The organism is Pseudomonas sp. Z3-6, assembly GCF_051131985.1.
Classification (GTDB): domain Bacteria; phylum Pseudomonadota; class Gammaproteobacteria; order Pseudomonadales; family Pseudomonadaceae; genus Aquipseudomonas; species Aquipseudomonas zanjanensis.
In genome coordinates, this window is sequence record NZ_CP071644.1 from 2,498,181 (window position 1) to 2,521,356 (window position 23,176).

Sequence of the window (23,176 nt, forward strand, 5' to 3'; positions counted from 1 at the left end):
GATTCTTGCGGTACACCATTGAGCACAATGCTCTTGTGGCGAGGGAGCTTGCTCCCGCTGGGCGGCGAAGCCGACCCAAAATGACTGATGTGTTCTTGCAGGCAGGCCGCGCCAGCAGGTTTTGCGACTGCTGCGCAGCCGAGCGGGAGCAAGCTCCCTCGCCACAAAAGCATCGTGCCCACCCAGTGGCTACAAAAAACAATCAGGATGAGCCGTTACAGCGCCTTGCTGACTTTGACCTCGCTGATCACATCGTCGGTCTCGCCGTGCAGTTTTTGCAACGCGGCCAGGGCTTCTTCCTCGGTACCGGTTTCCAGTTGCGCGAATTCGAAGCGGCGTACGCCGTTGAGCTTGTAATTGATAACGTATTTGGTCGTCTGGGCCACGGTTTTGCCTTTCTTGAAAGGGCGATGTTCAGCTCAGTTTCGAGCTGGAGCGCCGGATGATCTTGATCTTGTGGGTCAGGGTCGGCTTGCGCGTGACGCTGATTGCACGGCGGTTGACGGTGTCGATGGTGATGTTCCAGAAACCGGTGCTCGGCGCCGTGATCCTGGCCGGGAAGGTGTCGAACGCGCCACCGTGATACGTGTGCCGGCCGCCGTTCTTGAAGCTGCGGAAGTTGGCGTCGTTCATCAAACGGATGTTGCACATCTGCGAGCATTCGATGACGACAATGTCGTCTTCGTTCAGGTGCTCGCGCTGGTGAATGAATTTCATGGGCGCCTCCAGAAGGGCTTTTTCTACAAAATCAAAACGATAGCAAGGGGCAATGAGGCGCAGTTTATCAGCCCCGAGTGTTAATATCCGGCCCGCGCGCCAGGCTTTGTTCATTTATCGCAGGTAGCGGGAAAAAAAAGCGGTCCGGCACCGGAGCAAAACGGTGTTTGCACTGTCGGAGCATCTTTATTGGAGGAAACATATGAAGCGCAGCGTGTGGGTGTTGGCATTGGCCATGAGTGGATGTGCATCGGTATCGGACATCAACCAGACGCCCCCCACCATGAGCGTCATCTCCGGAAAGAAACCCCACGAATATGCCAAGTGCGTGGCCGACAAGCTGGCCAGCAGCCGTGGCTCGCTGCAAATGGAGCCGCACAAGAATGGCGTGCGGCTGATCGTCCCAGGCAAACTGTCGGCCCTGCCAGCGGCAGTGTTCGACATTGACGAGCGTTCCAGTGGCAGCAGCATCAAGCTGCACGAAAGCATGTCCAACGTGCCCGTGCGTCCGGGCGACGTGCAGGATGCCGCCAACGCCTGCATTTCCGGCTGAACACCGTCAGCGCCTGACGAGCGGACCGGCCATCGGATAAACTGCTGTCCCTCGACAAAAAATGCCGCCACGGTCAACGTTGGCGGCATTGTCATTCATGGAGTCACTCGATGAAACGCGAGCAGGTGCGCGAGCGCCATGCAGAAGGCCTTATCTTTGCTACCCACGTGATCCAGAACCCGGCGAGCCCGGGCGAATGGATCGTATTCTTCAAGAAAAGCGCCGGGCGCAGTTTTTTCCTGGTGGATGAGCAGGACGAAGTCGAGTCCTTCAGCCAGCTCGATGACCTGGTCGAGACCATACGTGGGCTGGGCATCAAGTTCGCCGAGATCCACATCTGATTTCTTTGCAAACTTATTTGCAGACCACCACGACACTGCGGCTGCTGAAGTTGCCGACGTCGACGCCCAGGGTCTTCTCGCTGTCCTTGGCCTGGGGCGTGCCGTCGGTGCCGACGATGCGGTAGCCAGTGCCGGCACAGGACGCATCGGCCTTTTCATAGCAAGTCGCCCAGGAATTGGCCTCGCCCGAACAGTCGATCGCCAAGCCTTGCTCACCATTATCGAGATAGGTTTTTTCGGCCGAGGCACAGCCCGCCAGGGCCAGGACTGTAAACAGCGCCAGAAGTGTTTTCATGGGATCGTCATCGAGGAGGGAAGGGCAATGGCGAGGTTATAGCGAATGGCCATTGCGGTACAGCTAAACAAGCCTCGTTCGATGCGCGGATGGCATTTACCAGAGGCTCGTCTGTTTATTTCCTGCGGCTCATTTCTTGCGGCGGGGGCTGCGGGCGGGGGCGCTTTCGCGTTCTTTTGTCGCTGGAGCCGCGCGTTCGTCCTGGAATACCGCAGCCACTTCCACGGCCATGGCCTTGCTGGGCAAGGGGCCGGCGACCTGCTCGCCGTGGTAGTTGATAATCCACCACTGGCCGTCCTTGCCCTGGCTGACCGAATAACCGTTTGCGTTTCTTGCCGACATCTAGCTGCCTCAGTTGGCGTGATCAAGGCCGCCATGATACGTCAAATGCTCGCAAACAGCGCTCACTGGCGTACAGTGGACCGCTGCAGCCATCGAAACGAAAGGCGATTGAACTATCCGCCGTTTTTTATTTCTCTATGATGGCACCGGTTGGCCAGTGCGGGCATTGTAAGGTGCCCGTCGCCTGATTAGACTGCGCCGAAACTCGTACACACCGCCTTTTCAAGGACTTATATGATCAAGAAATGCTTGTTCCCAGCAGCCGGTTACGGTACTCGCTTCCTGCCAGCGACTAAAGCCATGCCCAAAGAAATGCTGCCGGTGGTGAACAAGCCACTGATCCAGTACGGCGTCGAAGAAGCCCTTGATGCGGGTCTGACTGAAATCTCCATCGTGACTGGCCGTGGCAAGCGCGCCCTGGAAGACCATTTCGACATCAGCTACGAGCTGGAAAACCAGATCAAAGGCACCGACAAGGAAAAGTACCTGGTCGGCATCCGCAAATTGCTGGATGAGTGCTCGTTCTCCTACACCCGCCAGACCGAAATGAAAGGCCTGGGCCACGCAATCCTGACCGGTCGCCCACTGATCGGTGACGAACCGTTCGCCGTGGTCCTGGCGGACGACCTGTGCGTCAACCTCGAAGGCGACGGCGTCCTGACCCAGATGGTCAAGCTGTACAAGCAGTTCCGCTGCTCCATCGTGGCGATCCAGGAAGTCGATCCGCAGGAAACCAACAAGTACGGCGTGATCGCCGGCGAAATGATCCGCGACGACATCTACCGCGTCCACAGCATGGTTGAAAAACCAAAGCCTGAAGACGCGCCGTCCAACCTGGCGATCATCGGTCGCTACATCCTGACCCCGGACATCTTCGACCTGATCGAACAGACCGAGCCAGGCAAAGGCGGCGAAATCCAGATCACCGACGCCTTGATGAAACAGGCCCAGAACGGCTGCGTCATGGCCTACAAGTTCAAGGGCAAGCGTTTCGACTGCGGTGGCGCCGAAGGCTACATCGACGCGACCAACTTCTGCTTCGAGAACTTCTACAAGACGGGCAAGGCTTACTGATAAGCCTGCGCCACGCCATAAAAAACGCCCCGACTGGTTCGGGGCGTTTTTTTTGGCTTGGGAAAAAATCTCTCGCAAGCCATACAAGGGATTCACCTTGTGGGAGCGGGCTTGCTCGCGAAGAGGGCGGCACAACCAACATTGATGTCGTTTGACACACTGCATTCGCGAGCAAGCCCGCTCCCACAGGTTTTGGGCTTGACCGCTCGACATGATCCAGTCCAGCTGGCTTTTCCATTTTCCGCCCCCATAACCATCGCAACGCTGCCTCAGGCGAAAACAGCAGGTATGCTGGTGACCTGCCGAAGGAGATAGAAGATGGCCTACGATTTTGACTTGTATGTGATTGGCGCCGGTTCCGGTGGCGTGCGGGCTGCGCGGTTCGCCGCCGGGTTCGGGGCCAAGGTGGCCGTGGCGGAAAGCCGCTACCTGGGCGGGACCTGCGTGAATGTGGGCTGTGTGCCGAAAAAGCTGCTGGTCTACGGCGCGCATTACGCCGAGGACTTCGAGCAGGCATCGGCCTATGGCTGGACGGCGGGCGAGGCGAGTTTCGACTGGGCCACGTTGATCGCCAACAAGGACCGCGAGATCAATCGCCTCAATGGTATCTACCGCAACCTGCTGGTCAACAGCGGCGTCGAGCTGCACGAAGGGCATGCCAGGCTGACCGGGCCCCACGAAGTCGAGATCAATGGCCAGCGCTACACCGCCGAACACATCATGATCGCCACGGGGGGCTGGCCGGTAATCCCTGACATTCCAGGTCGCGAGCATGCCATCAGTTCCAACGAGGCGTTTTTCCTCAAGACGTTGCCCAAGCGCATGCTGGTGGTGGGCGGCGGCTACATTGCCGTTGAATTCGCCGGGATTTTCCATGGCATGGGCGCGCAGACGTCCTTGCTCTATCGCGGCGACTTGTTCCTGCGTGGCTTCGACGGCGCCGTGCGCAAGCATCTGGCTGAAGAGCTGCAACGTCGTGGCCTGGATCTGCAATTCAACGCCGACATCCAGCGCATCGATAAAGAAGCGGACGGCAGCCTCAAGGTGACACTCAAGGATGGTCGCACGCTGTCGACCGATTGTGTGTTCTACGCCACGGGCCGACGGCCGATGCTGGACAACCTTGGGCTGGAGAACACGGGCGTCAAGCTGGACGAAAAAGGCTTCGTACAGGTCAACGAAAAGTACGAGACCACCGAACCGTCGATCCTGGCCATTGGCGACGTGATCGGCCGTGTGCAGCTTACGCCGGTGGCCCTGGCCGAAGGCATGGCGGTGGCGCGGCGGCTGTTCAAGCCCGAGCAGTATCGCCTGGTGGATTACCGGATGATCCCCACCGCCGTGTTCAGCCTGCCGAACATCGGCACGGTGGGCCTGACCGAAGAGCAGGCCCGGGAGGAGGGGCACGAGGTTCAGATTTTTGAAAGCCGTTTCCGGCCGATGAAGCTGACCCTCACCGACTGCCAGGAACGCACCTTGATGAAACTGGTCGTCGATGCCAACACCGATAAAGTCTTGGGCTGCCACATGGTCGGACCGGACGCCGGGGAAATCGTCCAAGGCTTGGCCATCGCCCTCAAGGCCGGCGCCACCAAGCGCGACTTCGACGAAACCATCGGCGTGCACCCAACTGCCGCCGAAGAATTCGTGACGATGCGTACCCCCGTCGCCTGACGCGGTATGTAGGCGCCGTGTAGGAGTTCCTACACGGCCCCACAGATTTCTTCTATCTATATAGATTCCTGATAGCCAAAACCAATCATTCACATCAGGTTTGCCAATGAGCCAGCCTGGGGATGAGTGGGTAAGATCCTCTCCATCAACTTTTCAACCCCTGACGGAGAAACATCGATGCCTATCATCAACAGCCAAGTTAAACCGTTCAACGCCACCGCTTTCAAAAACGGCGCTTTTGTCGAAGTGTCGGACGCCGACCTGAAAGGCAAGTGGTCTGTCGTGTTCTTCTACCCGGCTGACTTCACCTTCGTCTGCCCAACCGAACTGGAAGACCTGGCCGATAACTACGCCGAATTCCAGAAACTGGGCGTCGAGATCTACAGCGTTTCCACCGACACTCACTTTGCCCACGCGGCCTGGCACAACACTTCGCCAGCCATCGGCAAGATCCAGTACACCATGATCGGCGACCCGACCCACGTCATCTCCCGCAACTTCGACGTGCTAATCGAAGAAGTCGGCCTGGCTGACCGCGGTACTTTCGTGATCAACCCAGAAGGCCAGATCAAGATCGTTGAAATCAACGACGGCGGTGTAGGCCGTGACGCTTCCGAGCTGCTGCGCAAGATCAAGGCCGCTCAGTACGTTGCCGCTCACCCAGGCGAAGTCTGCCCAGCCAAGTGGAAAGAAGGCGAGGCCACCCTGGCTCCGTCCCTGGACCTGGTCGGCAAGATCTAAACCTGTGAGTCATCCGAGGGCGATCCGCTCTTAATCAAGTAAGCCGCTTCGCCCCACAAAACGCCCGGGCGAGATTCGCTCGGGCGTTGTTTTTTCTGAAATTAAAAAATGGAAATCGCCCGTATGTTGGACGCCAATCTTAAAGCTCAGTTGAAGTCATACCTGGAACGGGTCACCCAGCCGATCGAGATCGTCGCCTCCCTCGACGACGGTGCGAAATCCCAGGAAATGCTCACGTTACTCCAAGACGTTGCCAGTCTTTCCCACCAGATTACGTTGCTCGACAACGGCACCGATGCGCGCAAGCCTTCGTTTTCGTTGAACCGCCCGGGAGCGGATATCAGCCTGCGTTTCGCCGGTATTCCCATGGGGCATGAATTCACTTCGCTGGTGCTGGCCCTGCTGCAAGTCGGTGGCCACCCGTCGAAGGCCAGTGTCGAAGTCATCGAACAGATCCGCGCCCTTGAAGGCGAGTTCAACTTCGAGACGTATTTCTCGCTGTCGTGCCAGAACTGCCCGGACGTGGTCCAGGCGCTGAACCTGATGGCGGTGCTGAACCCGAACATTCACCACGTCGCCATCGACGGCGCGCTGTTCCAGGCCGAAGTCGATGAGCGCCAGATCATGGCCGTGCCCAGCATTTACCTGAACGGCGTGAACTTTGGCCAGGGCCGCATGGGCCTGGAAGAGATTCTCGCCAAGATCGATACCAGCGGTATCGAACGCCAGGCCGAGAAAATCAGCGCCAAGGACGCCTTTGATGTGCTGGTGGTCGGCGGTGGCCCGGCCGGCGCTTCGGCGGCGATCTACGCGGCCCGCAAAGGCATTCGCACCGGTGTGGCGGCCGAGCGTTTTGGTGGCCAGGTGCTCGACACCATGGCCATCGAGAACTTCATCTCGGTCCAGGAAACCGAAGGGCCGAAACTGGCGGTTGCCCTGGAAGAACACGTCAAGCAGTACGACGTGGACATCATGAACCTGCAACGTGCCGACGGCCTGGTGCCGGGCAAGGACGGCGGGCTGCATGAAATCAAGTTCGCCAGCGGTGCGAGCCTCAAGGCCAAGACCGTGATCCTGGCGACCGGTGCCCGCTGGCGCGAAATGAACGTGCCGGGCGAGCAGCAATACCGCAACAAGGGCGTGGCGTACTGCCCGCACTGCGACGGCCCGCTGTTCAAGGGCAAGCGCGTGGCGGTGATTGGCGGTGGTAACTCCGGCGTCGAAGCGGCGATCGACCTGGCCGGTATCGTTGCCCACGTCACCTTGCTGGAGTTCGATGTGCAATTACGTGCCGACGCGGTGTTGCAGCGCAAACTGCACAGCCTGCCGAACGTGACCGTGATCACCAACGCCCAGACCACCGAAGTGACGGGTGATGGCCAGAAGGTCAACGGCCTGCGCTACAAGGATCGTCCGAGCGGTGAAGTGCGCGACGTGGCGCTGGAAGGGATCTTCGTGCAGATCGGCCTGTTGCCTAACACCGATTGGCTCAAGGGCACCGTCGAGTTGTCACCCCGTGGCGAGATCATCGTCGATGCCCGTGGCGAAACCTCGATCCCTGGCGTGTTCGCCGCTGGTGACGTGACCACCGTGCCGTACAAGCAGATCGTGATCGCCGTGGGCGAGGGCGCCAAGGCTTCGCTGAGCGCCTTCGACCACCTGATCCGCACCTCCGCGCCGGCCTGAACAAACCAATAGCGGAAAACACAAAACCCCATGAGCCATTGGCTCATGGGGTTTTTTATTCGAATCACGCATTCTCCTGTGGGAGCGAGCTTGCTCGCGATAGCTGCAGCCCATTCAATATTGATGTGCCAGACAGACCGCCATCGCGAGCAAGCTCGCTCCCACAAGGTAATGCCGTTCACTTAAGAAAAATGCTGACCCTGTGGCGAGGGAGCTTGCTCCCGCTCGGCTGCGAAGCAGTCGTAAACCGGCGGGGGCGGTGTGTCTGATACGCCGCACATGGCAGGTTTTGGGGCCGCTTCGCGGCCCAGCGGGAGCAAGCTCCCTCGCCACGGGGTTGTCGATTGCCTCAAGTGAACAGCATTGGCTTCCACAAGGGGCTGATGTGGTTGTAGAACTTGTGATCCTGCTGTGGATTTACAACGGCGCAGGCTGGATGATCTCGACCCAGTAGCCATCCGGGTCCTTGATGAAGGCCAGGCTTTTCATGCGACCGTCGCTCAGGCGCTTCTGGAAGTTGCAGCCCAATGCTTCGAAGCGCTCGCAGGCTGCGACGACGTCCGGTACCGAGATGCAGATATGGCCGAAGCCGCGAGGGTCGGTGTTGCCGTTATGGTAGGCGAACGCCGGGTCGCTTTCGGTGCCGTGGTTGTGGGTCAGTTCCAGGATGCCAGGGATCGACTTCATCCATTCGGTACGCGCCGCCGCGTCCGCCGGGATCTGGTGCTTGTCCACCAACGCCAGGAAATACAGGCTGAATTCGGCTTCTGGGAAGTCGCGCTTTTCCACCAGCGAGAAACCCAGCACGCGGGTGTAGAAATCCAGGGACTGGGTGATGTCCTTGACCCGCAGCATGGTGTGGTTGAAGACGAACTGGGCCGTGGCGGCGTCAGGTTGGGCGGTGACGCCAGGGAAAGTATTGAGTTCGTGCAGGCTCATGGGCCCTCCGGAGAAAAAGTGGGGCAAACGGCGTCGCAAGCGTGGTCGCGACGGTTCCTGGGCTTGCGTCAACGGCTTCCTTGCAGCTGCGCCCATGATACGCAAGGGACACGGTGCCGCCAAACCGCGCGCGGCTATTGCCTGGTTCTGCCTCGGCCTTCAGACTTCACGCTTCGTCCTTGAGTGCCAATGCAATGATTCGACCGTTCCTTTCGCTGTTTGTCCTGCTGCTGGTGAGCGTCGGCGGCGTCCAGGCGTCCGAACCGCAAATTACCTGGCCCCAGGGCTGGGTCGTCGAACCCATGCCCGCAGAGGCATCGGCCTCGGCAGCCCCGGGGACCCTGCGCCAACGGGCTACCAAGAGTGATCCGGCCGGCAATGCCGTGATGGTCTTGGAACTGACCACGACCCCCGTTGCCCCCGATCACCAAGTCAACTTGCAGGGCGTATTGTTGGAAATGCGCAAATCAATCCAGAAGGATTTTTTCCAGGGCGGTTATCAAAGTGTGTGCACTAAGGTGCATGCTTCCATGTTGGGTGGCGTAACTGCATTGGAAACCACTTGCACGATCACGCAAAACGGACGACATGTATTGTCTCAGGCACTCGTCGCGGCACTAAATGAGGGCAAGGCTTATGTGCTGTCCTATGCCGGGCAGGCGCAGGCGTTTGTTGAAAGCCAGGATGAAATACAGTCGGTGCGAAACAGTTTGAAACTATGATGCCTTCAACGTAATACCCCAAAGGGGTTAACCCTAAAGTTTAGTCCATAAAAAAGCCCTGAATATTCAGGGCTTTTTGGCCTGGGCTGTCAACGCACTGTCAACCACGCAACCAAGAATCAACAGTCGCTGCACCGTATTGTTCTTTCCAGGCTTTCAGGCCGCGGTGATTGCCGCCCTTGGTCTCGATCAACTCACCGGTGTGCGGGTTCTGGTAGACCTTCACCACGCGCGCACGACGGGTCTTGGTAGGCTTGGTCGACTGCAGGCTTGCCTTGGACGGGTTCGGGTCGAGGATCGCGACGATGTCGCGCAGGTTCTTGCCGTAGGTTTTCATCAGTCCCTGGAGCTTTTCCTCGAATTCGATTTCCTTCTTGAGCCCGGCATCGTTCTTCAGCGATTCCAGCTGCTTGAGCTGTTCTTGAAGGGCCTTTTCGGCTGCACGAAATTCAGCGAGTCTGGACAAAATGATTACTCCAATCAAAATATTTGGCTGATACCAACCGCAAACAAAGCTATAAGCCAAGCGCCTTGAAGCGACTCGGTGTTAATGACTCTCTCCTGTTAGGTGGCACAGGTAGAAAAATTGTAGTAGTTAATCCGGAAAGTGTAAATCGTAACTTTTTCGTTATGTAACAACAGCAAGCGTTTTATCAATGGGCAGGTCGTCGTCAATAGATCGACGGCAGTTAACTGCCATTAGTGCCGGTCAACGCCTCAGCGAATGCCTGCCCGCTAATGGGGCGACCAAATAGATAACCCTGCAGAAAGTTCACCCCATTTGCGCTCAGGTAGTCGCTCTGTTCGACGGTTTCGACGCCCTCGGCCACCATGTCCAGATCCAACTTGCCCGACAGTTCGATGATGCTATCAAGGAGGTGACGCGACAGCGCGTCGGCACCGATCATCGCGACAAAACTCTGGTCAATTTTCAGAAAATCCACGTTGAACTGGCGCAAATACGCCAGGCTGGAATGGCCGGTGCCGAAATCGTCGAGCGCGATCTTGACCCCCAGTTCTCGCAGTAGGTCGAACAGTTGCCGGGTCACGGGCGTCGGTTCGATCAGCTCGCGTTCGGTCAACTCCAGCACCAGGGTTATCGCACCCGGCGCGAAGGCGCCGAGAAACTCGCGACAATCGTCCACCAGCGCCAGGTCCTGGCAATGGCGGGCGGTGATGTTGATGCCGACGTGAAACGGCGCTTCGAGTCGTGGCGCGAGCGGCACCAGCAGGCGCATGGTCTGCTGCATCAGCGCACGGGTCATCGGCACGATCACGCCGCTGTGTTCGGCGAAGGGAATGAACAGGTCCGGACGGACCAGGCCTTCCTTGGGGTGGTTCCAGCGCATCAGCACCTCGACGCCGGCCCAGCGTTTGCTGTCGCTGTGCACGACCGGTTGCAGGTAGGGCACGAACTCGCCGGCTTCCAGCGCCCGTTGCAGTTCACGGCTGGGAGACGAGGCGCGCTTTTGCAGCCAGTGTCCGAGTGTCCCCGCCACAGCGCCAAAGAAGATCAGCAGGCTGAACAGTGGAGGATATTCCCTGGCCATGTAGCGCCAGGTTTCACCCTCCTCGAATCCGGCTTCCACATGAAAGGGGTAGCGCGATGAGCCCAGCTCGCTCTGGGCCACCGGCAGCCCGGGCAAGGGCGCTGGCCGGACCTTGCCGTCCGCCGCCAGCCAATTCGGCCCGATTTGCAGCCGCAGCCGGGTCTGGCCGCCGATCAGGCGCAGGACATTGGCCAAGTGATACCCGTCAAGTGTGGCCAAGGCGCCTTGCCGGCCCTCATTGAGCCTGTAGATCAGCAGTGCGGAATCCGGCGTGACCGGGTTGCCATCCATGAGCCACAGCGTGCCCTGATGATAGTCGCTCGGGTTGACCCGCTCCTCGACGGCGCCGAACAGCGAGCTGCAATACAGGCTGTCGTCCCAGATCAGGTTGGTCGAGCGGACAAATGGCCGGCGCGTCACTTGTTCGCGTAGGGCCAGCTTCACCGCTTCGCAGGGCTGGCCGGCCAGGGGCAACAATTCACGGGCCGCCATGGCGGTGTTGTCGAGCATCAGCTCGATCTGCCGGACCAGTTCCTCGGCGGTCTGCCGGGTGTGTTGCGCCAGCGTCCGTTCGGCCTGCATGTTCAAAATAGCCAGCCCTGACAGCATCGGCACCAGGCCGCACAGCAGGGTGGCCAGGTAGCGGCGGGGCCGAGTGTGCGAGCGGGTGGTGGTCAAGGGCATCGGCACGACCTGATGAAAAAGGGGGTAGGGGGAAGCATTGAATGCCGACCATGATAGATGGCCTGTCGGTGACTTGCTGGCACCAGTGTGACTGTGGGAGCAAGGTCTGTGGGAGCAAGGCTTGCCCGCAATGAACGATCATGCGGTCCACCTGGAGAACCGAGGTGCCTTCATCGCGAGCAAGCTTTGCTCCCACAGGTTCAATGCCAGGCTCCCCCAGGTCTGATGCCGGGCTCATGACTGCCGGGCCAGTTCGATGAACGCCAGGGTGGCGGGCGAGGCCTGGCGGCTGTCCAATACCGCCAGGCCGATCTGGCGCGGCACCCGGGGCGACAAGGGCCTGGCGACGTAACCAGGGTTCCTGTCATCTGGCAACGACCCTTCGGACACCACGCTCACCGCCTCGCCACGCCTGACGACATCCAGGGTGCTGAGCAATTGCGAGCAACGCAAACGCACGTTCGGTGTCAGCCGGGCGGCATTGAACAGGCGCGTGACCAACTCCGACGATCCCGCCTCGGTGAGCACGAAGGGGTCGTTGCACAGATCCTTGAGGCTTAGGCTGGCCTGGGCGGCGAGGGGGTGTGCGGTGGGCAGCAGGGCGACCATCTGATCTTCCATCAGCATGTACGTATCGAAACGCTCCTCGGGCAGCACCACGAAACCGACATCGATCCGCCGTTCGTCCAGCCATTGGACCACCTGTCTGTCGGGCCCTTCATCGATGTGCACTTCGATGCCGGGGTGCAAGGCTCGATAGCGCCGCAGGATCCCGGGCAGCAGTTTCATCGATGACGTCGGCCCGAACGAGCCGATGCGCAACGTGCCCCGGCGCATGCCCCGGGCATCGGCGGCTTCCTGGCGCAAGGTGTTCGCCAGCCCGAGCATGGCCCGGGCCCGCAGCAGCAATTGCTGGCCAATATCGCTGAGCTCCACCACCGACTGATGCCGCCTGAGCAATTCCACGCCCAGTTCTTGTTCCAGGGATTTGATGGCGTGGGACACCGCGGATTGACCAATGCCCAAGCGCGTGGCCGCAGCGGTGAAACCACGCAGTTCGGCGACCAGGGAGAAGATTTCGAGTTGGGTGAGGGTCATGAGGGATTGCTCATTTTACGATGATCGAACATGAGCCGAACAATACGGCATCTCAACCGTCCACGGAACTGTGGCCCAGGCGCTTTTCCGTGGCGAGGGAGCTTGCTCCCGCTGGACCGCGCAGCGGGCCCATTGCGGGTGAATCAGAGGGCTGCTTCGCAGCCCAGCGGGAGCAAGCTCCCTCGCCACAGGTCATTCGTCTCATTTCAATGTGGTGAAACCATGAAAACCCTCGAACAAGCCGTCCCAATCCCCTCGGACCTGCCGGTCTACCTGAAGCTCGCCATGGTCACCATGATCTGGGGCGGAACCTTTGTGGCCGGCCGGATCCTTTCCGATGCCCTGGCACCGATGTTTGCCGCCAGCCTGCGTTTCCTGCTGGCAAGCATCGCGCTGCTGGTGTTTCTCGCGTTGGCCGGGATTGCGCTGGTCCGGCCCAGTGTGAAGCAAGGGCTGCAGCTGGCTGCGCTGGGGTTCTTCGGGATCTTTTTCTATAACCTGTGTTTCTTCTACGGCTTGCAGTACATCAATGCATCCCGGGCCTCGCTGATCGTGGCGTTGAATCCGGCGGTGATCGGGCTGGCGTCCTGGTGGCTGTTCAAGGAACGGCTGAGCCGCTTGAAAGTAGCGGGCATCGTGTTGTGCATCGGCGGGGCGGGATTGGTGATCGTCAGTCGTGATCCGTCCTTGTTACAAGGCGCGGCGCAGGCCTGGATCGGCGACCTGCTGATTTTTGGCTGTGTGCTGGGCTGGGGAATCTATTCGCTGTTTTCGAAAAAACTCAACGAAAGCCTCGGCCCCTTGCAGACCGTGACCTGGTCGATTCTGTTGGGCACGCTGATGTTGTGGCTGGCCTGCGCGGCGGCGGGAGAGATTCGTCTCCAAGCCCTGGGCGGGCTGGACGTGGAGCAATGGTTGAGCCTTTTGTACCTCGGCGTGCTGGGCTCGGCCCTGGCTTATATCGCCTGGTACGACGGCATTCGTCGGATCGGCGCGACCCGCTCCGGCGTATTTATCGCGCTCAATCCGCTGACGGCGGTGCTGCTGGGCGCGCTGTTGCTGGACGAACGGCTCACGGCGTTGATGTGCGTCGGTGGGGCTGTGATCCTGCTGGGCATCTTCCTCTGTAACAAACCCCTTGCGCGGTCGAAGGAAAAGGCGATTTGATACAGGAGGCGGACAAATTCGGTTACGCTGTGTAGAATCGATTTACGCATATAAGAATAACGTCTTCTGGCAGCAGAAGCCTCGCCCGCAAGAGCCTTGGGTCGACAATGAAGATACTTGGGTTTCAACTGATCTACGGCGATTTCCTCGCCCGCAGCGTTCGTGGCATTTCCTGCGCGCCGCCCCGTGCCCTCAGCATTGCCTGCAACTAACGTTTTTTTGTTAATTGACCCGCATGATGAGGCGCCGACATGGCAGATCTATACGAAAACCCCATGGGCCTGATGGGCTTCGAATTCATTGAGTTCGCATCCCCGACCCCCAACACCCTGGAGCCGATCTTCGAGATCATGGGCTTCACCAAGGTGGCCACACACCGGTCCAAGAACGTGCACCTGTATCGCCAGGGCGCGATCAACCTGATCCTCAACAACGAACCCCACAGCGTCGCTTCGTACTTCGCTGCCGAGCACGGCCCGTCGGTGTGCGGCATGGCGTTCCGGGTCAAGGATTCGCAGCAGGCCTACAAGCGCGCCCTGGAACTCGGCGCCCAGCCGATCCACATCGAGACCGGCCCGATGGAGCTGAACCTGCCAGCCATCAAGGGCATCGGCGGCGCGCCGCTGTACCTGATCGACCGTTTTGGCGAAGGCAGCTCGATCTATGACATCGACTTCGTGTTCATCGAGGGCGTTGATCGCAACCCGGTGGGGGCGGGCCTGAAGATCATCGACCACCTGACCCACAACGTTTACCGCGGGCGCATGGCCTACTGGGCCGGTTTCTACGAGAAACTGTTCAACTTCCGGGAGATCCGCTACTTCGACATCAAGGGCGAATACACCGGCCTGACCTCCAAGGCCATGACCGCGCCGGATGGCATGATCCGCATCCCGTTGAACGAAGAATCGTCCAAGGGCGCCGGGCAGATCGAAGAGTTCCTGATGCAGTTCAACGGCGAAGGCATCCAGCACGTGGCCTTCCTCACCGATGACCTGATCAAGACCTGGGACCAGTTGAAAAGCATCGGCATGCGCTTCATGACCGCGCCGCCGGATACTTACTACGAAATGCTCGAAGGCCGCCTGCCGAACCACGGCGAACCGGTGGATGAACTGCAATCGCGGGGCATTCTGCTGGACGGTGCTTCCGAGCAGGGTGATAAGCGCCTGCTGCTGCAGATCTTCTCGGAAACCCTGATGGGGCCGGTGTTCTTCGAGTTCATCCAGCGCAAGGGCGACGATGGTTTTGGCGAAGGCAACTTCAAGGCGCTGTTCGAGTCGATCGAGCGTGACCAAGTGCGTCGTGGTGTGCTCGCGACCGAGTAAGGCCTGATGAAAAAAGCCCGTCCGGCAGTGATGCCGGGCGGGCTTTTTTTGTTGCCGATGCAGTCCCGAATGTGGGAGCGGGCTTGCTCGCGAAAGCGGTGTATCAGTCGATATAAATGGTGCCTGACACGCCGCTTTCGCGAGCAAGCCCGCTCCCACAGGTTCGATGCAGGCTCAGGCCCTGCGCCGCTGCCGTACCAGGTGCTTGAACCCTTCGAACACCAGTACCGCCACCGCCGCCCAGATGGGGATATAGGTCAGCCATTCCTCGGCCTTGATGCTTTCCCCCAGCAACAGCGCAACCCCCAGCAGCAACACCGGTTCCACATAGCTCAACAATCCGAACAGGCTGAACGGCAGCAACCGGCTGGCGACGATGTAGGACACCAGCGCGCTGGCGCTGATCACGCCGAGCAATGGGATCAGCCAGGTCAGCCGCGGGTAGTGATCGAACACGGCGAAACCTTGTTCGCCGCTTTGCACGAACCACAGTGCCACGGGCAACATCAGCGTCATGTCCAGCCAGAGCCCGCCGAGGTTGTCGGTCTTGATGCGTTTGCGCAGGATGAAATAGATCGGATAGCCGATCACCACCAGCAACGTTGCCCAGGAAAAACCACCCACTTGGTACAACTCGTTGAACACGCCGAGGGTGGCGAAGAACACCGCGACTTTCTGCAGATAGGAAAGGCGCTCGCCATAGACGAGCCGCCCGGTGAGGACCATCGACAGCGGCAACAGGAAATACCCCAGCGACACGTCCAGGCTGTAGCCATTGAGTGGCGCCCACATGAACAGCCACAGTTGTGCGCCCATCAAGGCCGATGACGCTATCGCGCCCAGCAGCAAGCGCGGTGTGCTGATCAAGCGTGCAACAAGATCCGAAACGAGCTTCCATTCACGGGAAATCAACATGAACGCGGTCATGCACGGCATCGTCAACAACATCCGCCAACCGAAAATCTCCAGGCCGGTCAGTGGCGTGAGCAACGAGGTGTAGTAATACATGACGGCGAACAGCACAGAGGCCGAGACCGATAGAGCGATGCCTTTGGACACGGATGCCTCTTGTTATTGGAATTGCAGCACGATACGGAAAGCCGTTTACCCGTGGCGAGGGAGCTTGCTCCCGCTGGGTCGCGTAGCGGCCCCAAAAGAGCGACTGCTGCGCAGCCGAGCGGGAGCAAGCTCCCTCGCCACAGTCTGTGCATGTTACGACGTACGCGGCACTCGCCCAGGCACGAAATGACTCACATCATTGAACCCCGGCGTCGAAGCGTGCCCCGGCGTCACCAGCGAATCGATGAAGGCTTCATCTTCCGCGCTGATCTTCACCGCTTGCGCCTTGATGTACGAATCCCATTGTTCCTCGGTGCGCGGTCCGACGATGGCCGAGGTCACGGCGCTGTTGTTCAGCACCCAGGCGATGGCGAACTCGACGATGCCCACGCCTCGGCCCTGGGTGTACTGCAGGATTTGCTGGGCAATGCGCAGGGATTCGACCCGCCATTCGGTTTCCAGGATGCGTTTGTCCTGGCGGCCGGCGCGGCTGTTGGCGTCCGGCGCCACGTCCGGCGCGTACTTGCCGCTGAGCACGCCACGGGCCAGGGGGCTGAACGGCACCACGCCGAGGCCGTAGTTCTGGGCCGCGGTGATCTGCTCGGTTTCTGCCTGGCGGTTGACGATGTTGTACAGCGGTTGGCTGATCACCGGCCGGTCGATGCCCAGGCTGTCGGCGATCCGTATCACTTCGGCGATGCGCCAGCCACGGTAGTTCGACAGGCCCCAGTAGCGGATCTTGCCCTGGCGAATCAAGTCGCCAATGGCCGACACGGTCACGTGCAGCGGGGTGTTGTGGTCTTCGCGGTGCAGGTAATAGATGTCCAGGTAATCGGTGCCCAGGCGCGTCAGGCTGGCCTCGATGCCATTGAACAGATGCTTGCGGCTCAGGCCGCTGCGGTTGGGCACGCCGTCCGGCGGGCCGAAACCGACCTTGGTGGCCAACACCCACTCCTGGCGGTGACGGGCGATCGCCTCGCCGACGATCTCTTCGGAACGGCCGTTGGTGTAGACGTCCGCGGTGTCGATGAAATTGATGCCCTGGTCCCAGGCCTTGTCGATGATCCGCAGCGAATCCTCGGCGCTGGTCTGTTCACCGAACATCATCGTGCCCAGGGTCAACGTCGAGACTTGCAACCCGGAATGGCCTAGCGTGCGGTAGCTCATGACAAGATCCTTTTATCCATGGGGAAAGGTCCAATCAAATACCAGAACCGCCGCGTGGATCCAACCGATTTCTCAACCCCTCACCCATCAACTGTGGGAGCGGGCTTGCTCGCGATAACGTCAGGTCAGCCAACATTGATATCGACTGATACACCGCCATCGCGAGCAAGCTCGCTCCCACAGTGGGTCTGTGTTGTATGCAGATCCTGAGTTTACGCAGGCCCATGTGGGAGCGAGCCTGCTCGCGATGAGGCCGGCAGCTTCAACCTGAATTTCCCTGGAAAACCAATTTTTGTAATCTTGAACAATAATGCCCAGTGTCTTTTGTGCGGCGGACCGGCGTCACGGCTGCGGTCAGCTGGCAGCATGCAGTGCATCGGAACCGGAGAATAATATGAAAATAATCATCGCCCCCGACTCGTTCAAGGACAGCCTCAGCGCCCAGGGCGTCGCCGATGCCATCGCCCAGGGGCTGGCCGAGGTCTGGCCGGACGCGCAGTTGATCAAATGCCCGATGGCGGACGGCGGGGAGGGGACGGTGGAGTCGGTGTTGGCGGCCTGTCACGGTGAGTGGCGTCGCACCCGGGTCCGCGGTCCGTTGGGTGTCGCCGTCGAGGCGCGCTGGGGCTGGTTGGCCGAGAGCCGCACCGCGATCATCGAGATGGCCGAGGCCAGCGGTTTGCAATGGGTGCCGCCGGGGCAACGCGATGCCTGTTCCAGCAGCACCTACGGCACTGGCGAGCTGATTCGCGCGGCCCTCGATGCAGGCGCCGGGCGGGTGATCCTGGCGATTGGCGGCAGTGCCACCAACGACGGCGGTGCCGGTGCGATGCAGGCCCTGGGCGTGGCATTGCTGGATGAGCAAAGCCAACCCCTTCCACCCGGAGGCCTGGCCTTGGCGAACCTGTCGCGCATCGACCTGAGCGACCTCGACCCGCGCCTGGCCCAGGTCAGCTTCGAGATTGCCGCCGATGTCGATAACCCGCTGTGCGGCCCCCACGGCGCGTCTGTGGTTTTCGGTCCGCAGAAGGGCGCCACTGCCCAGCAAGTGCAGGCGCTGGACCGGGCCCTTGGGCATTTCGCCGAACAGTGCGCCCGGGCGTTGGCCAAGGATGTGCGCGACGAGCCGGGTAGCGGCGCCGCCGGTGGCCTGGGCTTCGCGGCCAAGGCGTTCCTGGGGGCGCAGTTTCGTACCGGGGTGGACGTGGTCGCCCAGTTGACCGGGCTGGCCGAAGCGGTCAACGGCGCCGACCTGGTGATTACCGGCGAAGGCCGTTTCGATGCCCAGACCCTGCGCGGCAAAACCCCCTTCGGTGTGGCCCGCATCGCCCGGGAGCATGGCGTACCGGTGGTGGTCATTGCCGGCACGCTGGGGGAGGGCTACCAGGCGCTGTATGAACATGGCATCGACGCCGCCTTCGCCCTGGCCAACGGGCCGATGACCCTGCAAGAAGCCTGCACCGACGCCCCGCGCCTGCTGAGCGAGCGCGCCCGGGACATCGCCCGGCTTTGGCGGGTGGCCGCGCGGTAAGCTCGATAGGCACTTGGCCCAGGAGTAGGGTGAACCTGTGGCGAGGGAGCTTGCTCCCGTTGGGTTGCGAAGCGGCCCCAAATGGAAGTGCCGACCAGATGCATTGAAGTGAATGGTTTCAGGGCCGCTTCGCGCCCCAGCGGGAGCAAGCTCCCTCGCCACAAAAGCGCTGCGAGGGTGGCGTGGTGTGTGATTTGAGATAGGGTTGAGGCTGGATATCGCGCAATCAGGAGAGATACATGCGCTTCTCAGCTTTGACCCAACGCATCACCGGCGACGGTGCCGCCGCCTGGCAGATTCACGACCGGGCGCTGGCCATGCGCGAACAGGGCATGGATGTGTTGTTGCTGTCAGTGGGCGATCCGGACTTCGACACCCCGCGCGCCATTGTCGAGGCCGCCGTGGGCAGCCTGCGGGCCGGTGAGACCCACTATTCGGACATCCGCGGGTTGCACACCTTGCGGGCCAGCATTGCCCGGCGTCATCGCTTGCGCTGCGGCCAGCCGGTGGGGGCCGAACAGGTCGTCGTGCTGCCGGGCGCGCAGTGTGCGGTGTATGCGGTCGCGCAATGCCTGCTCAACCCTGGCGACGAAGTCATCGTCGCCGAGCCGATGTATGTCACCTACGAAGCGGTGTTCGGTGCCTGCGGCGCGAAAGTGCTGCCGGTGGCGGTCCGCCCGGAGAACGGCTTTCGGGTCGAGCCGGCGGACGTTGCCCGTCTTGTCACCCCGCGTACCCGGGCGATGCTGCTCAACAGCCCGAACAACCCGTCCGGGGCCAGCCTGCCGATGTCCACTTGGCAAGCATTGGCGCGGTTGTGCATTGAACATGACCTGTGGCTGATCAGTGACGAGGTCTACAGCGACCTGCTCTACGACGGCGAACACATCAGTCCAGCCAGCCTGCCGGGCATGGCCGAGCGCACCGCGACGATCAACAGCCTGTCCAAATCCCACGCCATGACCGGTTGGCGGATCGGCTGGGTCGTTGGCCCCGAAGCTCTCACTGACCATCTGGCGAACCTGTCGTTGTGCATGCTGTTCGGCCTGCCGGACTTCGTGCAGCGCGCAGCCCAGGTTGCCCTCGAGCAAGAATTGCCGGAAGTCGCGCAGATGCATGACGAATATCGCCAGCGCCGCGACCTGGTGTGCGCCATGCTCGGCGATTGCCCGGGGCTCAAGCCGGTGCGGCCCGATGGCGGCATGTTCGTGATGGTCGACGTCCGCCAGACGGGCCTCGATGCTCAGGCTTTTGCCGAGCGCCTGTTGGACGATCACGGCGTCTCGGTACTGGCTGGCGAGGCGTTTGGGCCCAGTGCGGCGGGGCATATCCGCATCGGGCTGGTGGTCGATCAACTGAAACTGGCGGATGCATGCCTGCGGATTGCCTCGTGTGCGGCGGATCTGCTGCGGGCCCAGCGGTAAAGTTTTGTAGAGGCTGTGTGAAATTGTGTAAGGGTTTTGCTCGTGGATGAGCGGGGGCGTATATCCTTGGCAGCTTGATTCCTTGGTGACTGTAGTGACGCCTTCGCGAGCAAGCCCGCTCCCACAGTGGTCACGCGAACCCTGTGGGAGCGGGCTTGCTCGCGAAGGCGATCTATTGGGCGCCACAGTACTTTTTCTGGAAACACCCATGCCCAACATCCTCCTGGTCGAAGACGACACCGCACTCTCCGAACTGATCGCCAGTTACCTGGAACGCAACGGCTATCAGGTCAGCGTGCTCAGCCGTGGCGATCATGTGCGTGAACGGGCGCGGGTCGATCCGCCGGACCTGGTGATCCTCGACCTGATGCTGCCGGGGCTGGACGGCTTGCAGGTCTGCCGCCTGCTGCGGGCCGACTCGGCGACTTTGCCGATCCTGATGCTCACCGCCCGGGACGACAGCCACGACCAGGTCCTGGGCCTGGAAATGGGCGCCGACGACTACGTCACCAAGCCTTGCGAGCCCCGGGTGTTGCTGGCGCGGGTGCGCACCTTGTTGCGCCGCAGCAGCCTCACCGAGCCGCAGACGGCCAACGACCGCATCCTCATGGGCAACCTGTGCATCGACCTCTCCGAGCGCACCGTGACCTGGCGCGGGCAGCCGGTGGAGTTGTCCAGTGGTGAATACAACCTGCTGGTGGTGCTGGCCCGGCATTCCGGCGAAGTGCTGAGCCGTGACCAGATCCTGCAACGCCTGCGGGGCATCGAATTCAACGGCACCGACCGTTCGGTGGACGTGGCGATTTCCAAGCTGCGGCGCAAGTTCGATGACAACGCCGACGAAGCCCGCAAGATCAAGACCGTGTGGGGCAAGGGTTATCTGTTCAGTCGTTCCGAGTGGGAATGCTGAGCCGATGTGGAAGCTGCTGATTCGTCTGTACCTGGTCACCATCGTCTCCTACAGCGCGGCGATCTACCTGATGCCGGAGCTGGTGATCCGCCTGTTCCAGGAGCGTTTCCTGACCTACAACCTCGATTATTCCCGGGGCCTGCAAACCCTGATGATCAAGCAGTTCCGCGCCGTGCCCAGCGAGCAGTGGCCGGCGCTGGCGGCGCAGATGGACAAGGAGTTCGAGCCGCTGCGCATCGAACTGGCCGCGGTCGATGACGAGGGCTTCAGCGCCGATGAGCAGGCGCGTCTCAAGCGCGGCGAGAACGTGGTACGCCTCGGCGACTGGGCCTGGCGAACCCTGGCGGCGGCACCGCTGGACGAGCGCACGGCGGTGAAGATGGTCGTGCCGCCGGACCCGGCCGATGTCAGTTGGTTGTACTGGAGCATCAACGTGTTGATCGGCGCGACGATGCTGGCCTGCCTGTTGCTCTGGCTGCGGCCGCACTGGCGTGACCTGGAGCGCCTCAGGCGCACCGCCGAACGTTTTGGTAAAGGTCATTTGGATGAGCGTACGCACATCGCTTCCAGCTCGAACATTGGCAGCCTGGCCCATGTGTTCGACACGATGGCGGGGGACATCGAGAATCTGCTCAACCAACAGAGGGACTTGCTCAACGCCGTGTCCCACGAATTGCGCACGCCCCTGACGCGGCTCGATTTCGGCCTGGCCCTGGCGCTGTCCGATGACCTGCCGGCGCCCAGCCGCGAGCGCCTGCAAGGGTTGGTGGCGCACATTCGCGAACTCGATGAGTTGGTGCTGGAACTGCTCTCCTACAGCCGTTTGCAAAACCCCCAGCGCCTGCCCGAACGGGTCGACGTGGCGCTGGACGAATTCATCGACAGCATCCTGGGCAGCGTCGACGAGGACCTGGCGGCGCCGGATGTGGTCATCGACGTGCTGTTGCACGGGGCGTTGGAGCGTTTCGTGCTGGACCCGCGCCTGACCGCCCGAGCGTTGCAGAACCTGCTGCGCAATGCCATGCGGTATTGCGAAAAGCGCATCCAGGTCGGTGTGCTGGTCGGTGACCAAGGCTGTGAGATCTGGGTCGACGACGACGGCATCGGCATTCCCGACAGCGAGCGCGAGCGCGTGTTCGAACCGTTCTATCGCCTGGACCGCAGCCGCGACCGCGCCACGGGCGGTTTTGGCCTCGGCCTGGCCATCAGCCGCCGGGCCCTGGAAGCCCAGGGCGGGACGTTGACTGTCGAGGCTTCGCCACTGGGCGGGGCGCGCTTCAAGTTGTGGTTGCCGACACCGTCCTGAGCTTCCCCGCGCTGTCTATTGCCCGACGCTGACCCTGTGGCGAGGGAGCTTGCTCCCGCTGGGCCGCCAAGCGGCCCCAAATGCGCCTCACCCAAACAACCCCGCCGCAATATTGATCGAAAATCCCAGGATCGCCGTGTTGAACACAAACCCGATCAACGATTGCGCCAACACGATCTTGCGCAATTGCCGCGTGGCAACTCCCACATCCGAGGTCTGCACTGCCACGCCGATGGTGAAAGAGAAGTAGAGGAAGTCCCAATAGTTGGGCGTGGTCAGCCCTTCGGCAAACCGCAGCGCCGGCTCCTTGCCGTCCCAGGTGTAATACAACCGCGCGTAGTGAACGCTGAAAATCACCCCGATCAGCAACCATGAACCGGTCACGGTCATCGCCGTGAAGCCGTAATGCAACAGCTTGCCGGCGGCTTGCAGGTCGCGGCTGCCTGCCAGCTCGAAGGTGATGGTCGCCAGGCTGGCCAATGCCGCGACGCAGACCATCAGCAGCACCAGCCCGGCATTTTCATCTTCGATTTCGGCGATGCGTTTCACATCGGGCGCCTTGGCCCGCACGGTCAGCCAGAACATCAGCACCAGGTAGGTCCAGACCCCGGCATTCCAGCCGATCAGGACCTTGCTGATGATCGAGTCCACGGGAACCAGGATTCCCACCGCCAGGCCAAGGACCGTGGCGCTGGAAAGACGCGGGTGGGTGCGGGCGAGGAGGGGCATGGAGGCTCACTGTCCGGAAAAGAACCTAGTATGAGCCATCAGGCAAAGGGCCGGCGGTCTATCGCGCTCGACTCGATCAATTGCACACCCGCTTTCTGCATCCGCCGGATCGCCGCCGCCAACGAGCCATCCTGATCGA

Annotated in this window: 24 protein-coding genes; 13 read left to right on the forward strand and 11 right to left on the reverse strand. The window is 61.0% G+C overall.

The window, feature by feature from the left end:
• Positions 1–215: 215 nt before the first annotated feature.
• Complete coding sequence (locus tag J3P88_RS11480; RefSeq protein WP_434575290.1) at positions 216–386, reverse strand: hypothetical protein; 171 nt, start codon at positions 384–386, stop codon at positions 216–218.
• Positions 387–414: 28 nt separating this feature from the next.
• On the reverse strand, positions 415–717 hold the full coding sequence (locus J3P88_RS11485) for a DUF1883 domain-containing protein (protein WP_003182962.1): 303 nt from the start codon (positions 715–717) through the stop codon (positions 415–417).
• Between the two features lie 202 nt (positions 718–919).
• Between J3P88_RS11485 and J3P88_RS11490 the strand changes: the two genes are divergently transcribed.
• Together J3P88_RS11490 and J3P88_RS11495 are read left to right on the forward strand one after the other, a co-directional pair.
• A complete protein-coding gene (locus J3P88_RS11490; RefSeq protein WP_186709305.1) occupies positions 920–1,270 on the forward strand; it encodes a hypothetical protein in 351 nt (116 codons plus the stop codon).
• 110 nt (positions 1,271–1,380) lie between these two features.
• Positions 1,381–1,611 (forward strand): hypothetical protein, encoded by a 231-nt coding sequence (locus tag J3P88_RS11495; protein ID WP_186709307.1) that lies wholly within the window; start codon positions 1,381–1,383, stop codon positions 1,609–1,611.
• A 13-nt stretch (positions 1,612–1,624) separates the two neighbouring features.
• On the opposite strand, the gene J3P88_RS11500 is transcribed toward J3P88_RS11495, so the two are convergent.
• Positions 1,625–1,906 carry a hypothetical protein gene (locus J3P88_RS11500; RefSeq protein ID WP_186709309.1) on the reverse strand — a complete coding sequence of 94 codons (282 nt, stop codon included), beginning with the start codon at positions 1,904–1,906 and terminating at the stop codon, positions 1,625–1,627.
• A gap of 129 nt (positions 1,907–2,035) precedes the next feature.
• Positions 2,036–2,248, reverse strand: coding sequence for a hypothetical protein (locus J3P88_RS11505; protein WP_060741669.1), 213 nt, complete (start codon positions 2,246–2,248; stop codon positions 2,036–2,038).
• 234 nt (positions 2,249–2,482) lie between these two features.
• On the opposite strand from J3P88_RS11505, the gene galU reads away from it, so the two are divergent.
• The 4 genes from galU to ahpF all read left to right on the forward strand — a co-directional run bounded on the left by galU (position 2,483) and on the right by ahpF (position 7,423).
• The gene (gene galU / locus J3P88_RS11510) at positions 2,483–3,322 is read left to right on the forward strand and encodes a UTP--glucose-1-phosphate uridylyltransferase GalU (RefSeq protein ID WP_003182953.1); all 840 of its coding nucleotides are present in this window, start codon (positions 2,483–2,485) and stop codon (positions 3,320–3,322) included.
• Positions 3,323–3,640: 318 nt separating this feature from the next.
• Positions 3,641–4,996 (forward strand): glutathione-disulfide reductase, encoded by a 1,356-nt coding sequence (gene gorA, locus J3P88_RS11515; RefSeq protein WP_434575293.1) that lies wholly within the window; start codon positions 3,641–3,643, stop codon positions 4,994–4,996.
• 177 nt (positions 4,997–5,173) lie between these two features.
• Positions 5,174–5,737: an alkyl hydroperoxide reductase subunit C gene (ahpC, locus tag J3P88_RS11520; protein ID WP_053122943.1), complete on the forward strand. Its 564-nt coding sequence runs from the start codon at positions 5,174–5,176 to the stop codon at positions 5,735–5,737.
• A 123-nt stretch (positions 5,738–5,860) separates the two neighbouring features.
• Entirely contained in the window at positions 5,861–7,423 is a 1,563-nt protein-coding gene (gene ahpF / locus J3P88_RS11525; protein ID WP_434575295.1) for an alkyl hydroperoxide reductase subunit F, read from the forward strand.
• Between the two features lie 417 nt (positions 7,424–7,840).
• On the opposite strand, the gene gloA is transcribed toward ahpF, so the two are convergent.
• On the reverse strand, positions 7,841–8,362 hold the full coding sequence (gene gloA / locus J3P88_RS11530) for a lactoylglutathione lyase (protein WP_186709321.1): 522 nt from the start codon (positions 8,360–8,362) through the stop codon (positions 7,841–7,843).
• Between the two features lie 194 nt (positions 8,363–8,556).
• On the opposite strand from gloA, the gene J3P88_RS11535 reads away from it, so the two are divergent.
• Positions 8,557–9,084, forward strand: coding sequence for a DUF4946 domain-containing protein (locus J3P88_RS11535; RefSeq protein ID WP_434575297.1), 528 nt, complete (start codon positions 8,557–8,559; stop codon positions 9,082–9,084).
• 100 nt (positions 9,085–9,184) lie between these two features.
• Here the strand turns inward: J3P88_RS11535 and J3P88_RS11540 are convergent, their stop codons facing one another.
• From J3P88_RS11540 to J3P88_RS11550, 3 genes are all read right to left on the reverse strand, one after another.
• Positions 9,185–9,550, reverse strand: a complete 366-nt coding sequence (locus tag J3P88_RS11540) for a histone-like nucleoid-structuring protein, MvaT/MvaU family (RefSeq protein ID WP_072411532.1) — start codon at positions 9,548–9,550, stop codon at positions 9,185–9,187.
• 223 nt (positions 9,551–9,773) lie between these two features.
• Positions 9,774–11,318, reverse strand: coding sequence for an EAL domain-containing protein (locus J3P88_RS11545; RefSeq protein ID WP_434575299.1), 1,545 nt, complete (start codon positions 11,316–11,318; stop codon positions 9,774–9,776).
• Positions 11,319–11,552: 234 nt separating this feature from the next.
• Positions 11,553–12,416: a LysR family transcriptional regulator gene (locus J3P88_RS11550; RefSeq protein WP_434575301.1), complete on the reverse strand. Its 864-nt coding sequence runs from the start codon at positions 12,414–12,416 to the stop codon at positions 11,553–11,555.
• Positions 12,417–12,638: 222 nt separating this feature from the next.
• Here J3P88_RS11550 and J3P88_RS11555 point away from each other — a divergent pair, with 222 nt between their 5' ends.
• Both J3P88_RS11555 and hppD read left to right on the forward strand, forming a co-directional pair.
• On the forward strand, positions 12,639–13,583 hold the full coding sequence (locus J3P88_RS11555) for a DMT family transporter (protein ID WP_186709332.1): 945 nt from the start codon (positions 12,639–12,641) through the stop codon (positions 13,581–13,583).
• 251 nt (positions 13,584–13,834) lie between these two features.
• Entirely contained in the window at positions 13,835–14,911 is a 1,077-nt protein-coding gene (gene hppD, locus J3P88_RS11560) for a 4-hydroxyphenylpyruvate dioxygenase (RefSeq protein WP_434575303.1), read from the forward strand.
• A 174-nt stretch (positions 14,912–15,085) separates the two neighbouring features.
• Here hppD and rarD read toward each other — a convergent pair whose 3' ends face one another.
• Positions 15,086–15,970 carry an EamA family transporter RarD gene (gene rarD / locus J3P88_RS11565; protein ID WP_434575305.1) on the reverse strand — a complete coding sequence of 295 codons (885 nt, stop codon included), beginning with the start codon at positions 15,968–15,970 and terminating at the stop codon, positions 15,086–15,088.
• A gap of 153 nt (positions 15,971–16,123) precedes the next feature.
• Positions 16,124–17,137, reverse strand: a complete 1,014-nt coding sequence (locus J3P88_RS11570; protein WP_186709346.1) for an aldo/keto reductase — start codon at positions 17,135–17,137, stop codon at positions 16,124–16,126.
• Positions 17,138–17,531: 394 nt separating this feature from the next.
• Between J3P88_RS11570 and J3P88_RS11575 the strand changes: the two genes are divergently transcribed.
• The 4 genes from J3P88_RS11575 to J3P88_RS11590 all read left to right on the forward strand — a co-directional run bounded on the left by J3P88_RS11575 (position 17,532) and on the right by J3P88_RS11590 (position 22,308).
• Complete coding sequence (locus J3P88_RS11575) at positions 17,532–18,668, forward strand: glycerate kinase (RefSeq protein ID WP_434575307.1); 1,137 nt, start codon at positions 17,532–17,534, stop codon at positions 18,666–18,668.
• A 239-nt stretch (positions 18,669–18,907) separates the two neighbouring features.
• Positions 18,908–20,092 carry a pyridoxal phosphate-dependent aminotransferase gene (locus tag J3P88_RS11580; protein ID WP_434575309.1) on the forward strand — a complete coding sequence of 395 codons (1,185 nt, stop codon included), beginning with the start codon at positions 18,908–18,910 and terminating at the stop codon, positions 20,090–20,092.
• 208 nt (positions 20,093–20,300) lie between these two features.
• Positions 20,301–21,002: a response regulator transcription factor gene (locus tag J3P88_RS11585; RefSeq protein WP_122566285.1), complete on the forward strand. Its 702-nt coding sequence runs from the start codon at positions 20,301–20,303 to the stop codon at positions 21,000–21,002.
• 4 nt (positions 21,003–21,006) lie between these two features.
• Complete coding sequence (locus tag J3P88_RS11590) at positions 21,007–22,308, forward strand: ATP-binding protein (protein ID WP_434575310.1); 1,302 nt, start codon at positions 21,007–21,009, stop codon at positions 22,306–22,308.
• 87 nt (positions 22,309–22,395) lie between these two features.
• On the opposite strand, the gene J3P88_RS11595 is transcribed toward J3P88_RS11590, so the two are convergent.
• Positions 22,396–23,037 carry a DUF1345 domain-containing protein gene (locus tag J3P88_RS11595; protein ID WP_434575312.1) on the reverse strand — a complete coding sequence of 214 codons (642 nt, stop codon included), beginning with the start codon at positions 23,035–23,037 and terminating at the stop codon, positions 22,396–22,398.
• Positions 23,038–23,176: the final 139 nt, after the last annotated feature.

Coding starts and splice junctions, on each gene's coding strand:
- J3P88_RS11490 (WP_186709305.1), top strand. CDS start 920: ATGAAGCGCAGCGTGTGGGTGTTGGCATTGGCCATGAGTGGATGTGCA.
- J3P88_RS11580 (WP_434575309.1), top strand. CDS start 18,908: ATGCGCTTCTCAGCTTTGACCCAACGCATCACCGGCGACGGTGCCGCC.
- J3P88_RS11570 (WP_186709346.1), bottom strand. CDS start 17,137: ATGAGCTACCGCACGCTAGGCCATTCCGGGTTGCAAGTCTCGACGTTG.
- J3P88_RS11550 (WP_434575301.1), bottom strand. CDS start 12,416: ATGACCCTCACCCAACTCGAAATCTTCTCCCTGGTCGCCGAACTGCGT.
- J3P88_RS11575 (WP_434575307.1), top strand. CDS start 17,532: ATGAAAATAATCATCGCCCCCGACTCGTTCAAGGACAGCCTCAGCGCC.
- J3P88_RS11590 (WP_434575310.1), top strand. CDS start 21,007: ATGTGGAAGCTGCTGATTCGTCTGTACCTGGTCACCATCGTCTCCTAC.
- J3P88_RS11555 (WP_186709332.1), top strand. CDS start 12,639: ATGAAAACCCTCGAACAAGCCGTCCCAATCCCCTCGGACCTGCCGGTC.
- galU (WP_003182953.1), top strand. CDS start 2,483: ATGATCAAGAAATGCTTGTTCCCAGCAGCCGGTTACGGTACTCGCTTC.
- gorA (WP_434575293.1), top strand. CDS start 3,641: ATGGCCTACGATTTTGACTTGTATGTGATTGGCGCCGGTTCCGGTGGC.
- J3P88_RS11585 (WP_122566285.1), top strand. CDS start 20,301: ATGCCCAACATCCTCCTGGTCGAAGACGACACCGCACTCTCCGAACTG.
- J3P88_RS11505 (WP_060741669.1), bottom strand. CDS start 2,248: ATGTCGGCAAGAAACGCAAACGGTTATTCGGTCAGCCAGGGCAAGGAC.
- J3P88_RS11495 (WP_186709307.1), top strand. CDS start 1,381: ATGAAACGCGAGCAGGTGCGCGAGCGCCATGCAGAAGGCCTTATCTTT.
- gloA (WP_186709321.1), bottom strand. CDS start 8,362: ATGAGCCTGCACGAACTCAATACTTTCCCTGGCGTCACCGCCCAACCT.
- ahpC (WP_053122943.1), top strand. CDS start 5,174: ATGCCTATCATCAACAGCCAAGTTAAACCGTTCAACGCCACCGCTTTC.
- ahpF (WP_434575295.1), top strand. CDS start 5,861: ATGTTGGACGCCAATCTTAAAGCTCAGTTGAAGTCATACCTGGAACGG.
- J3P88_RS11595 (WP_434575312.1), bottom strand. CDS start 23,037: ATGCCCCTCCTCGCCCGCACCCACCCGCGTCTTTCCAGCGCCACGGTC.
- J3P88_RS11535 (WP_434575297.1), top strand. CDS start 8,557: ATGATTCGACCGTTCCTTTCGCTGTTTGTCCTGCTGCTGGTGAGCGTC.
- J3P88_RS11545 (WP_434575299.1), bottom strand. CDS start 11,318: ATGCCCTTGACCACCACCCGCTCGCACACTCGGCCCCGCCGCTACCTG.
- hppD (WP_434575303.1), top strand. CDS start 13,835: ATGGCAGATCTATACGAAAACCCCATGGGCCTGATGGGCTTCGAATTC.
- J3P88_RS11485 (WP_003182962.1), bottom strand. CDS start 717: ATGAAATTCATTCACCAGCGCGAGCACCTGAACGAAGACGACATTGTC.
- J3P88_RS11500 (WP_186709309.1), bottom strand. CDS start 1,906: ATGAAAACACTTCTGGCGCTGTTTACAGTCCTGGCCCTGGCGGGCTGT.